Origin of the sequence: Lacinutrix sp. MedPE-SW (genome assembly GCF_001874145.1) — a bacterium.
Lineage (GTDB): Bacteria > Bacteroidota > Bacteroidia > Flavobacteriales > Flavobacteriaceae > Lacinutrix.
This window is the reverse complement of record NZ_MPCX01000005.1, coordinates 37,800-50,587: the sequence shown is the minus strand read 5'-3', so window position 1 is coordinate 50,587 and position 12,788 is coordinate 37,800. Positions and strand designations below refer to the sequence as shown.

9 protein-coding genes are annotated in these 12,788 nt (G+C 29.9%); 7 read left to right on the top strand and 2 right to left on the bottom strand.

Translation table 11 applies throughout. From position 1 onward, the window contains the following. The first annotated feature begins 50 nt into the window (after positions 1 to 50). From BM549_RS06340 to BM549_RS06320, 5 genes are all read left to right on the top strand, one after another. Positions 51 to 1,412 carry an HTTM domain-containing protein gene (locus BM549_RS06340; RefSeq protein WP_290469497.1) on the top strand — a complete coding sequence of 454 codons (1,362 nt, stop codon included), beginning with the start codon at positions 51 to 53 and terminating at the stop codon, positions 1,410 to 1,412. Beyond that, positions 1,393 to 3,834, top strand: coding sequence for a TonB-dependent receptor (locus BM549_RS06335; protein WP_290469496.1), 2,442 nt, complete (start codon positions 1,393 to 1,395; stop codon positions 3,832 to 3,834). Before BM549_RS06340 ends, BM549_RS06335 begins: the two co-directional genes overlap by 20 nt. 121 nt (positions 3,835 to 3,955) lie before the next feature. Then, positions 3,956 to 4,204, top strand: coding sequence for a hypothetical protein (locus BM549_RS06330; RefSeq protein WP_013868715.1), 249 nt, complete (start codon positions 3,956 to 3,958; stop codon positions 4,202 to 4,204). Between the two features lie 109 nt (positions 4,205 to 4,313). Beyond that, a complete protein-coding gene (gene guaB / locus BM549_RS06325; RefSeq protein ID WP_290469495.1) occupies positions 4,314 to 5,783 on the top strand; it encodes an IMP dehydrogenase in 1,470 nt (489 codons plus the stop codon). Positions 5,784 to 5,936: 153 nt separating this feature from the next. After that, the gene (locus BM549_RS06320; RefSeq protein WP_290469494.1) at positions 5,937 to 7,460 is read left to right on the top strand and encodes a GH3 auxin-responsive promoter family protein; all 1,524 of its coding nucleotides are present in this window, start codon (positions 5,937 to 5,939) and stop codon (positions 7,458 to 7,460) included. Here BM549_RS06320 and BM549_RS06315 read toward each other — a convergent pair. Beyond that, positions 7,457 to 8,056 carry a hypothetical protein gene (locus BM549_RS06315; RefSeq protein ID WP_290469493.1) on the bottom strand — a complete coding sequence of 200 codons (600 nt, stop codon included), beginning with the start codon at positions 8,054 to 8,056 and terminating at the stop codon, positions 7,457 to 7,459. The two genes, BM549_RS06320 and BM549_RS06315, sit on opposite strands and share 4 nt — an antisense overlap. Positions 8,057 to 8,285: 229 nt before the next feature. On the opposite strand from BM549_RS06315, the gene BM549_RS06310 reads away from it, so the two are divergent. Then, a complete protein-coding gene (locus tag BM549_RS06310; protein ID WP_290469492.1) occupies positions 8,286 to 10,511 on the top strand; it encodes an ATP-binding protein in 2,226 nt (741 codons plus the stop codon). A gap of 190 nt (positions 10,512 to 10,701) precedes the next feature. Here the strand turns inward: BM549_RS06310 and BM549_RS06305 are convergent, their stop codons facing one another. Next, complete coding sequence (locus BM549_RS06305; RefSeq protein WP_290469491.1) at positions 10,702 to 11,145, bottom strand: hypothetical protein; 444 nt, start codon at positions 11,143 to 11,145, stop codon at positions 10,702 to 10,704. Between the two features lie 380 nt (positions 11,146 to 11,525). On the opposite strand from BM549_RS06305, the gene BM549_RS06300 reads away from it, so the two are divergent. Then, entirely contained in the window at positions 11,526 to 12,788 is a 1,263-nt protein-coding gene (locus tag BM549_RS06300) for a putative DNA modification/repair radical SAM protein (protein WP_290469490.1), read from the top strand.

The window sequence follows — 12,788 nt, the reverse complement described above, 5'->3', positions numbered from 1 at the left end:
AAATAAATAAAAAGGTTGTCTATTTAAACGGGCAACCTTTTTTTTGCATTATGAATAGCAGCATTAAATCATACTTAAACGCAACTACAAATGCAGCACCTTTAGCTGTGTTTCGTATTGGTTTTGGTTTAATGATGTTGTATAGTATTATTCGTTATTGGGCAAAAGGTTGGATAGAAACCATTTACATACAACCACAATTTCATTTTAAATATTACGGTTTTGAGTGGGTAAAAACTTTAGGCGATTATACCTATATTTTATTTATTATCTGCGGAATCGCTTCGCTTTTAGTGGCACTAGGTTTTAAATATAGATTAGCAATTATAGCCTTCTTTTTAAGCTTTACTTATATAGAGTTAATGGAGAAAACTACGTATTTAAACCATTACTATTTTATAAGTGTTTTAAGCTTTATCATGATTTTTTTACCGGCAAATGCATACTTCTCTATAGATGCTTACCGTAATAAAATTCAATATAAAAACATACCACGATGGACAATAGATAGTATTAAACTGCTATTAGGTATTGTCTATTTTTACGCAGGATTAGCAAAAATTAATAGCGATTGGTTATTAAAAGCACAACCGTTAAAAACGTGGTTACCATCTAAATATGATATTCCGTTTATAGGCGAAACTTTAATGCATCAAAACTGGTTTCACTTTGCTATGAGTTGGTCTGGTATGCTGTATGATTTGTGTATTCCGTTTTTATTACTCTATAAAAAAACACGCGGTTTTGCTTTTGTATTGGTTGTGATTTTTCATGTGTTTACAAGAGTATTATTTCCAATTGGGATGTTTCCGTATGTCATGATTGTTAGTGCGCTTATTTTCTTTGATGCAAATTTTCATAATAAAATAATAAGATATAGTAAAAAACTATTACGAATTCCTTCCGCGAAAGCGATAGAAACAAAATCTGTTTTCAAATTAAAAAGAAAAACCTTAGTGCTACCAATAGTAACTTTGTTTTTAGCCTTACAATTACTTATACCTTTTCGTTATTTGTTGTATCCAGGCGAGCTATTCTGGACCGAAGAAGGTTACAGGTTTTCATGGCGCGTGATGTTAATGGAAAAAATGGGAAACACGACATTTAAAATTGTAAACGGAAAAACAAAAGCGTTTTTTTATGTTCAGAATGATGATTTTTTAACACCATTACAAGAAAAGCAAATGAGTTTTCAACCCGATTTTATTTTAGAATATGCACACTACCTTGGTGACCATTTTAAAAAGCAAGGTCATGAGCATGTAGAAGTATATGCTAAAAGTTATGTTGCATTAAACGGAAGATTAAGTGCGCCGTTTGTAGATGAAACCGTAAATTTGTACGCCGAAAAAGAAACATTTAAACCCAAATTTTGGATTTTACCATTTAACGATGAGATTAAAGGATTATAAATTATTTTTCATTTGCTTTTTATTAGCAGCTATAGCCATTGCCCAAAACAAAATATCTGGAACAATTACAGACGCCTCTAACAATCAACCTATTGTAAACGTAGAGGTTTACGATAAAGATGCAGGATTGTTAACTACAACCAATACTTCTGGTTTTTTTGAATTTGAAACCGAAAAGCAAAACCTTACTATTGTATTTTTTTCATACAATTATGAAGTTGTAGAGCAAGTAGTGACAGGTAATAGTACAATAGAAATTAATTTACTGCCTTTAGCCGAAACACTATCTGAGGTTGAAATATCTTCTAGAAAAGCAAAAGTATTTGCTTTAAAACGCTTAAAAGATGTTGAGGAAACTGCAATTTATGCAGGTAAAAAAACAGAGGTTGTTTTAGTAGAACAATCTATGGCAAGTTTAGCGTCTAACAACGCAAGGCAAATATACAGTCAAGTTTCTGGATTAAATATATACCAAAACGACGATGCAGGATTGCAACTTAATATTGGTGGTCGTGGTTTAGATCCTAATCGTACAGCAAGTTTTAATACCAGACAAAACGGTTATGATATTAGTGCAGATGTTTTAGGTTATCCAGAAAGTTATTATACACCAGCAGCCGAAGGTTTAAAAGAAGTGCAAATTATTCGTGGTGCTGCATCTTTGCAATATGGAACGCAGTTTGGTGGTTTGGTTAATTTTAAAATGAAAGAACCTAACGCAACAAAACCTTTTGAGCTAATTACAAGAAACACCATTGGAAGTAATGGTTTGTATACAAACTTTACAAGCGTAAGTGGTACTAAAAATAAATTAAGCTATTACTCGTTTTTTAATTATAAAAAAGGTGATGGTTTTAGAGATAACTCAAACTTTGAATCTAAAAACGCATTTGCACATATTGGTTATCAATTTAATGAGCGTACAAAACTAACAGGAGAAGTAACTTATTTAAGATATTTAGCAAAGCAAGCAGGTGGTTTAAACGATAGCCAATTTGAAGAAGATCCATACCAAAGTAACAGAGCACGAAATTGGTTTCAAGTAGATTGGTTACTATATAATTTAAAATTATCTCATAAGTTTTCTGATAATACAAACTTTACATTTAACGCTTTTGGTCTTGATGCTAATAGAACAGCTTTAGGTTTTAGAGACAGACGTACAGATTTATCTGATCCTGGTGGAGCAAGAGATTTAATAAGTAGCGATTTTAATAACTATGGTTTTGAAACGCGATTACTCTCAAAGTATAATGTGTTTAATAAGGAAGCTACATTTTTAATTGGTGGTAAGTTTTATAAAGCCGATAATAGTTATTCTCAAGGACCAGGAAGTGATGGAGCAGATCCTAATTTTGATTCTGCAATAAATGATTATCCTTTTTACCCAACACAATCTGCATACGATAACCCAAATTTAAATATTGCAGTTTTTGGTGAAAATATTTTTTATGTAAGCGATAAATTCTCTGTAACACCAGGCGCAAGATTTGAATTTATTAAAACCGAAAGTATAGGATCAAGACAAACATTTAATTTTGATGGCGCAGGAAATCCAATAGATGCAGGAGTAGAATATCAAGATATTGAAAACGAACGCTCTTTTGTACTTTTAGGTTTAGGATTAAGTTATAAGGCATCAAAAGCTTTAGAATTTTATGGTAATATTTCTCAAAATTACCGCTCGATAACTTTTGGAGATATTAATATTGTAAATCCGTCTAATGCTGTAGATCCAGATTTAGATGACGAATCTGGTTTTACTTTAGACCTTGGTGTTAGAGGTAATATTAACCAATTAGTATCCTATGATGCCAATGTTTTTGGGTTGTTTTATAACGATAGAATTGGTTTAATAGATGCTGTAATTCCGCCAGTAAATAACGTTGGTAAATTGCGAGTAAATGTTGGTGATGCTAGAATATTTGGTGTAGAATCTTTAATAGATTTTAACCTTAAAAAATTATTTAATTTAAACAATAAGTTTAGTGCTAATTACTTCATTAATTCTTCTTTTGTAACTTCAGAATACACATCAACAAACTTCGATAATACAAGTAGTGATGTACGCGTTGGTAATAAAGTAGAGTTTATTCCAGATGTAAATATAAAAACAGGCTTACAGTTTGGTTACGGTAACTTTTTATCAAACATACAATATACATATTTGTCATCACAGTTTACAGATGCTGGTAACGATCCTGGAGGCGATAACCTAAATAGTATTGTTGGTACCATACCAAGTTACAATGTGTTAGATGTTTCTGTTTCTTATAAATACAAACGCTTTAAATTAGAAGCAGGAATAAATAATGTATTAGATAAAGCATACTTTACAAGACGCGCAACAGGTTATCCTGGACCAGGAATTATACCATCGGCAAATCGTAATTTTTATACTACATTACAAATAAAAATATAATTAAACTAAACCTTATTTTAATACAGTCTAAATACATATAGCTGAAATACAGTTATTTAAATTTGTTCTAAACACATTATTGCATAGCTTTAAGTATTATTAATTATAAAAAAGAAAAGTTATGTCTATAAGAATAGGAAATAGTTGTATTAATTGCGATAATTTATTAGAAAATGAAAACTGTAAAGTTCACGGTGTTAAAGTAAGTACAAGTTACACGTGTGATAGTTTTGAAATGAAAGCAGCTTTAAAAAACGATCCAAACTGCGATACTTGCGCAAGATACCAAGGCCCAACTTGTGCCAATCCACAAAAAGCAGCTCCCGGAATGTTATGCTCACATTGGGCACCACAAAATGCTACAGCATAAAATAAATTAAAATATATTATAAAAACAGTAAGCTTAATAGTTTACTGTTTTTTTTGTTAGTTTATTAAAGCTTAATGGTTATCTTTGCTTGCAATTAATTCCAATTGCAATGACAGCACACGAAAATAAAATAGTTGGTGAAGGTTTAACTTATGACGATGTTTTACTAGTCCCAGCTTTTTCTGAAGTATTACCTCGCGAAGTCAATATTCAAACAAAATTTACAAGAAATATTACAATTAACGTTCCAATAGTTTCAGCAGCTATGGATACGGTTACCGAAAGCAGAATGGCAATTGCTATGGCTCGAGAAGGCGGAATAGGTGTGTTACATAAAAACATGACAATTGAGCAACAAGCAACAAAAGTACGTAAAGTAAAACGTGCAGAAAGCGGTATGATTATCGATCCTGTAACTTTACCATTAACCGCAGTTGTAGCCGATGCTAAAAATGCTATGAGAGAACACAGCATTGGAGGTATTCCTATTGTAGATGAAAACGGAATTTTAAAAGGTATTGTAACCAATAGAGATTTACGCTTCGAGCACCAAAACGATAGACCAATTGTTGAGGTAATGACGAGCGAAAACCTTATTACTGCTGCAGAAGGTACAAGCCTTAAAGATGCAGAGAAAATTCTTCAAGAAAATAAAATTGAAAAGCTCCTAATTGTAAAAGAAAATAAGCTAGTTGGTTTAATTACATTTAGAGATATCACTAAAGTAACTCAAAAACCTATAGCAAATAAAGATACTTACGGTAGATTAAGAGTTGCTGCAGCAATTGGAGTAACTGGTGATGCTGTAGAAAGAGCAGAAGCTTTAGTAAACGCAGGAGTAGATGCTATAATTATAGATACTGCTCATGGTCATACAAAAGGTGTGGTTTCTGTTTTAAAAGAAGTAAAATCTAAATTTCCTAAGTTAGAAGTGGTTGTTGGAAATATTGCAACTGCAGAAGCTGCTAAGTATTTAGTAGAAGCAGGAGCAGATGCTGTTAAAGTAGGTATTGGTCCAGGTTCAATTTGTACTACAAGAGTTGTTGCAGGTGTAGGTTTTCCTCAATTTTCGGCAGTTTTAGAAGTAGCAAATGCTATAAAAGGTTCTGGAGTGCCAGTAATTGCAGATGGAGGAATTAGATACACTGGAGATATACCAAAAGCAATTGCAGCAGGAGCAGATACTGTAATGTTAGGTTCTCTATTGGCAGGAACTAAAGAATCTCCTGGAGAAACTATAATTTACGAAGGAAGAAAGTTTAAATCTTACCGCGGAATGGGTTCTGTAGAAGCCATGAAAAAAGGAAGTAAAGACCGTTATTTCCAAGACGTTGAAGACGATATTAAAAAATTAGTACCAGAAGGTATTGTTGGTCGTGTACCATATAAAGGAGAGTTATTTGAAAGCATTCACCAATTTATTGGAGGTTTAAGAGCAGGAATGGGTTATTGTGGCGCTAAAGACGTTAATACTTTAAAAGAAACAGGAAGATTTGTAAAAATTACAGCATCTGGAATTAACGAAAGTCATCCACACGATGTAACCATTACAAAAGAAGCGCCTAATTATTCAAGGTAAAAATTATAATTTAAGCATAAAGAAACACGATTAATATCGTGTTTTTTTATGTCAAATTTTAAAGTATTTAAATTGTTAATGTTAATGTAATTAGTGTAAAAATTAATAGCATACTTTCTATTTTTATAGTTTACAGTTAAAACTTAATTGAACATGGAAATTATAGGAAACATAATTAAAGGAGCCATAAATTTAAAAGATGCTTTAACACCTTCGGTTAATCCAATTGAAGCACAAGAAAAAGTATTAAAAAATTTATTAGAAACTGCAAAAGATACGCAGTTTGGTAACTACTATAATTTTCAAAATATTTTAGAATCTAGAAATATAACGAAAGTATTTTCTCAAACCATTCCTTATTTCGATTATAATAAAATTAATGAACAATGGTGGAGTAAATTACATGATGGAGAAGAAAATGTAACCTGGCCCGGAACACCTAATTATTTTGCGTTAAGTTCTGGAACTACAGGAAAAACTAGTAAAAGAATTCCAGTTACAGATGCGATGTTGAGTGCTATAAAACAGGCAGGAATAGATCAAGTAACAGCGCTTAGTAATTTTGATTTACCAGCAGAGTTTTTTACTAAAGAAGCCATGATGTTAGGTAGCTCTACAGATTTAATAGAAAAAGAAGACCATTTAGAAGGTGAAATTAGTGGTATTACAGCCAGTAATATTCCATCGTGGTTTAAAGGCTTTTACAAACCAGGAGAAGATATTGCTAAAATAGATGATTGGGACAAACGTGTTGAAACAATTGCAAAACGCGCTAAGCAATGGGATATTGGTGCATTAAGTGGTATACCATCGTGGATGGAACTTATGCTAAAAAAAGTTATAGATTATCACAATTTAGAAAACATACATGATATTTGGCCAAACCTACAAGTATATACTTCTGGAGGCGTTGCTTTTGGCCCGTATAAAAAAAGTTTTAATGCATTATTAGGAAAACCTGTTACAGTTATAGATACTTATTTGGCTTCCGAAGGTTTTTTAGCATTTCAAGCGAGACCAGAAACTACAGCTATGCAATTAGTAACAAATGGCGGTATTTATTTTGAGTTTGTTCCTTTTAAACCAGAATACATAAATCAAGATGGTTCTTTAAAAGATAATGCACCTAGTATAACATTAAAAGATGTAGAATTAGATCAAGATTATGTTTTAATTATAACAACGGTAAGTGGTGCTTGGCGCTATTTAATTGGTGATACAATAGAGTTTACAGATGTAGAAAAAGCCGAAATTAAAATAACAGGTAGAACAAAATTCTTTTTAAACACAGTTGGTTCACAATTATCTGTAAATAAACTAGATGATGCTATTAGATATCTTGAAGAAGAATTTGAAACTACAATTCCAGAGTATACACTTTGTGCAAAACGTTTTGATGATGGTTTTTATCACAGTTGGTATTTAGGTTCAGAAAGTTTAAATCAAGATAATACTAAAATAGTTGAAGCTTTAGACGGTTACCTTAAAAACGCAAATAAAAATTATAAAGTAGCAAGAGGTAAAGCTTTAGAAGGTGTAAAAGTTACAGTTGTTAAGCCTGAAGTTTTTGCAGATTGGAGTGGTGCCAACAAGAAAAAAGGCGGACAAGTAAAAATGGAACGTGTTATGGGAGAAGATAAATTTAAAGAGTGGGAAACATTCGTTAATAAATATTAAGACTTAGAAAGCTCTAAGTCTCTTTTGTTAACTATATCCATTATTTCTTCAGGAGATAAGTAATACTTTTTAATTCTTGCTATATATTCTTTATCAATATTTGCTTGATTTAAAATAAACTCTTTTGTTTTTAAAATATATTTTTCCATTCCAGATTTTATAGCAAAAGTATCTGCAGAACGTTCTGCTTTAGCTATGTGATTGTCAGATAATAAGTATTTTATACCAAACCATATTAAGTTGAGGTTGCTTCGCTTTCTATAATCCATAACATGGCCAAGTTCGTGACCAATCCAGCCAATTAGTACATCTTTAGGCATGTTTTTAGTAAAATAGGTTTCACCCTTAATATTTACAGTTTCACTAATAAAAATATTATAAGCACGGTTTCCTTTAGATTTAAAAAAGCTGTTAAAATCTGGTTGTGCTTGCATTGTAGATTTTTTTATTTCCTTTTTAAACTCAAAATTTATTGTTGTATTTTTTAATTCAGGATAATAAGATAAAGCAATTTCAACCTCTTCTTTTATAGAGTCTGGAATTGTTGATTGTGCATATGCTATAGATGTCATTAAAAATATTATTAATAGTTTCATAATAAATATTAATATAAGTTTATAAGCGGTTTACTAAAAATCATTTAACTAATTATCACTAAAATTTTAACAAATTAAAGAACTTAGAGCCTATATACACTGCTATTAATTAGAATGAACTTATTTTGTTTATCTATAAGACACTGAAAAATAGAGTGTTTGAAATGTAAAAACCTTGTTTAAAAGTTATATTTACTTATTTTTGTTGAAAACCTACCATCAAAACCATATGCTTACAAGTAAAAAAACATTTTTGTTTTTGTTGTTTGTTATTAAATTTAGCTTAGGCTTATGCCAAAAAGCTAGTGATCAAGACGACTTTATTTTAAATATTCCTGAAGGAGAAATTACCAAAGCTTTTATAGATACAACTTTAAAAGAGGTTAGAAATTATTATTATTCTAATAATTATGCCAAAGCTATAAATAACGGTGAGACACTTTTAAATTTAGCTAGGCAAATAGGGTATTCTCGAGCTGCGTATAAAATTTCTAGTATAATAGGAAATTCGTTTTTGCAAACCAATGATACTGTTGCTGCAAAACGAATGTTTTTAAGAGAATTAGAACTTGCCGAAAAACGAAACGACTCTGCTATATATCTTGGTGCTAGTATAGATTTAGGTAATATATATTTTTATAATAAAAAATATAGCGAAGCCATTAAATCTTATAAAGGCGCAATACCATATGCTCAAAAAAGTAAAGACTCTGTAAGCTTATTTATACTAAATTATAATATTTCAGATGGTTATTTAAATAAATTTGAAGTTGAGAATGCTAAACCATTTGTAAAAAAATTAGATAACTATATAGTTGCTGCTAAAGCAAAACCATATCAAGCTGGGTATTTTGAAATTGTAGGACGTTATTATGTTTTAAATAATGAACCTAAAAAAGCCATACCGCATTTAGTAAAGAGTATCGATATTTCTAAATCTATAGATTATACAGATAATTTAGTAAATGCTTACACATATTATGCAAAAGCCGAAGCAAATTTAGGGAACTATAAAAAAGCTTTTAATCTTCAAAAGGAAGTTGATTACTATAAAGAAAAAAAATATGGTATAGATAAAATAGCAGCAATAGAAAGTGAATCTGCAAGGTTTAAATTAAAAGAATACCAACAAGAAATAAATAAAAAAGCTTTAGATAATGCACGTATTGAAGAAGAAGCTTCCCGAAGTAAAAAAATAATGCTATGGCTAATTGTGGGATCAACTGCGTTATTGTTGAGTTTTGGTTTGCTTTTTATGTCTTACAGAAAAAGAAAAAAACTACTATTAGATTTAGAGCAAAAGAATAAAGAATATTTATACGCAAAACAAGAAAGTGAGGCTTATGCAAGAGCAAAAAGTAACTTTTTTTCAAATATTAGTCATGAATTAAGAACACCATTATATGGGATTATAGGTATATCTTCTATATTAATGGATGATAAAAATATTGTAGAAAAACATAAGGAAGATGTAAAATCCTTAAAATTTTCTGCAGATTATCTTTTAGCTTTAATTAACGATGTATTACAAATAACTAAGTTAGATGCTACGCAAGAAACAAACCTTAACAAAATAACATTTAACCTTGAAGATTTAATTAATGGTATTATGAAATCTTTTGAGTTTTTAAAAGCTCAAAACATGAATACATTTAAAATAAATATATCTAAAAACACACCATTAGTATTAATAGGCGATGATGTTAAGCTATCTCAAATATTAATAAACTTAATAGGTAATGCTTGTAAATTTACCGAAAATGGAACAATAACATTAGATATTAATACCGAAACAATTTCAAATAATACAGTAAAGTTAAATTTTGTTGTAAAAGATACAGGCATAGGTATTCCTAAAAGTAAACAAGAAGCCATATTCGATGAGTTTACTCAAATAGAAAAAGAAGGTGGAGAATTATTAGGAACAGGTTTAGGCTTACCAATAGTTAAAAAACTTATTGAGTTGCATCAATCAAAAATTTACTTAGAAAGTGATGAAGGCAAAGGTACAACCATTAGTTTTTCGTTAAATTATGATGTGGCTAACCAAAGTCAAAATTCTGTTTCTACTATAAATGTACAATCTAAAATTTCTATAAATAATAAACGTATTTTAGTAGTAGATGATAATAGAATTAATAGAATTGTAACCAGAAAAATATTAGAAAAATATAAAGCTAAACCTTTATTAGCAGAAACAGGACCTGAAGCTATTACACTAACAAAAGCTAATAAAGTGGATTTAATTTTAATGGATATTAATATGCCAGGAATGAATGGTTTAGAAGCAACAGAAGCCATTAGAAAATTTAATGTAAACGTTCCAATAATAGCATTAACAGCTGTAGAAATAGAAGAAATGAGAGAGAGTATTAAAAACTCTTCTATATGCGATATTATAATAAAACCTTACGATGAAATTGTTTTTATCGAAACAATTTTAAAACACATTTAAAAGCAATTAATAAAAAGCATAAAGTTTTGCTTTAATTATTTTTAAAGTTAAACATCTATAAACAAAGCTTTAAGCTATTATACTTTTTAATATAAATTAATGCTAAATTTAAATAACAATAGTATAAGTATAGACAAAAAAAAATCAAGTTCTAGAACTTGATTTTTTTTTAATATAAGTGTTTATTATTTTAAGGGTTTGTATTAGTAATAACCCATTTTTTTATAAGCTCGTTATAAGTCAACTCAAAAGCATCACCTTGCTGTATGGTCATGTTACCACTATAAGCTATTCTATTACCGTTAGATGAATTTGTATTATTAGGCAAAAATGTAATTGAGCCACTTGTTGCAACCACTAAAATCTTTTTTCCATGAGCTGCAGCCTTAATACCAGAAACTATAATATCTTCAGGAATCGAAAGAAATTTATTCTTAGGAATAAAAGATCTAGCTAAGGAATTTGTTTCTCCAGGAAACACTCCAATATCTGCATTGTGTAATAAAATTGGATTTGTAAGTGTAGTATTAACACTCAAAAAATTAACTGTATTAGTAGCATTTGAAGCTCTAACACTTGCGTAAGAATTTACTGACAGTAGGACGAACAGTAAACCTGAAAATATTTTAAACATAGGACTTTGGGTTTAGTAATAGCTCGGTAAAAGTATACTAAATTCAGTTAAAATTCAAAGCAATGTAGTTGTATTTGAATCATTTTCTATGAAATACGTCAAAACACGTTAAAACGCAATTTTTGCAGTTTAAATTTTTAAAATGAACAATCATTCGTTAAAATCGTTTAAATGCAAGTGAGTAATTGATGGTTAATTTACTGTCTATCAATTGTTTGTGTTCTTTTTGTTAACACTTTTAAATGTTATTAAAAAAATAACTCAATTGCATCGCTAATCTAGTTTAAGCAATCATTCGATAATGTTAATAATAAAGCGATGGCTGTTAAAATCAAAAAGTCATTTTAAGTATCTTTATTCGTTAATTAAAAGGAAACTAAATGTCGTTTGATCGTATAAAAGAAAAATTGAATATTCTTGCAGATGCAGCAAAATATGATGTATCATGTTCATCTAGTGGAAGTAATAGAACAAACAAAAATAAAGGCCTAGGTGATGCGTCTTCAAGCGGTATTTGCCATACATATACAGAAGATGGAAGATGTGTTTCTCTTTTAAAAATTTTACTCACTAATCACTGTATTTTCGATTGTGCTTACTGCGTGACGAGAAAAAGTAATGATATAAAACGAGCAGCTTTTAAGGTGCAGGAAGTTGTAGATTTAACTATTAATTTTTACAGAAGAAATTATATAGAAGGTCTTTTTTTAAGTTCTGGTATATTTAAAAATGCCGATTATACTATGGAGCGTTTAGTTGCAGTTGCTAAAAAGCTAAGATTAGAAGAAAACTTTAATGGTTATATACACTTAAAATCTATTCCAGGTGCTAGTGATGAGCTTATGCGTGAAGCAGGTTTGTATGCAGATAGGTTAAGTGTGAATATTGAAATACCTACAGAAAAAGGATTAAAGCTTTTAGCTCCAGATAAAAATAGAGCAGATTTTTTAAAACCTATGAAAAAGGTTAAAAATGAAATTATTCAATATAAAGCCGAAAAGAAAATTATAAAAAGTACACCAAAATATGCTCCTGCAGGACAAAGCACCCAAATGATTGTTGGTGCAAGTGGAGAAAATGATATGGAGATTATGTACACCTCTAATTATTTTTATAAAAATTTTAATTTAAAACGCGTGTATTATTCAGGTTACGTACCAATTAGTTACGATAATCGTTTACCTCAAATTGGTAGTCCTGTTCCAATGCTTAGAGAAAACAGATTGTACCAAACCGATTGGTTATTGCGGTTTTATGGTTTTAATATAGAAGAGATATTAAATGAAAACCATAAAAGTTTAGACTTAGATATCGACCCAAAATTGGGTTGGGCATTACGTAACCTTCATGAGTTTCCTATAGATATTAATAAAGCAGATAAAAGAATGCTAGCTAGAATTCCAGGTTTAGGTATGAAATCTGTTTATAAAATTCTAAATGCAAGGCGTTATAGAAATCTTAATTGGGAACATTTAAAAGCTATTGGTGTCGCTTTAAATAGAGCCAAATATTTTATTATTTGTGCTTCTAACGAATACGAAAAAAGAGATTTAACTGCCGAAAAAATTAAAGGCCTAATTCTTCAAAACTCAAAAAGTAAGTACACATCAACTTTATCTAACCAACTTAATTTATTTGGTTAA

Bases quoted from the DNA above. Each gene is read 5' to 3' on its own strand.
- BM549_RS06310 (WP_290469492.1), top strand. From the start codon at position 8,286: ATGCTTACAAGTAAAAAAACATTTTTGTTTTTGTTGTTTGTTATTAAA.
- BM549_RS06315 (WP_290469493.1), bottom strand. From the start codon at position 8,056: ATGAAACTATTAATAATATTTTTAATGACATCTATAGCATATGCACAA.
- BM549_RS06300 (WP_290469490.1), top strand. From the start codon at position 11,526: ATGTCGTTTGATCGTATAAAAGAAAAATTGAATATTCTTGCAGATGCA.
- BM549_RS06330 (WP_013868715.1), top strand. From the start codon at position 3,956: ATGTCTATAAGAATAGGAAATAGTTGTATTAATTGCGATAATTTATTA.
- guaB (WP_290469495.1), top strand. From the start codon at position 4,314: ATGACAGCACACGAAAATAAAATAGTTGGTGAAGGTTTAACTTATGAC.
- BM549_RS06305 (WP_290469491.1), bottom strand. From the start codon at position 11,145: ATGTTTAAAATATTTTCAGGTTTACTGTTCGTCCTACTGTCAGTAAAT.
- BM549_RS06335 (WP_290469496.1), top strand. From the start codon at position 1,393: ATGAGATTAAAGGATTATAAATTATTTTTCATTTGCTTTTTATTAGCA.
- BM549_RS06340 (WP_290469497.1), top strand. From the start codon at position 51: ATGAATAGCAGCATTAAATCATACTTAAACGCAACTACAAATGCAGCA.
- BM549_RS06320 (WP_290469494.1), top strand. From the start codon at position 5,937: ATGGAAATTATAGGAAACATAATTAAAGGAGCCATAAATTTAAAAGAT.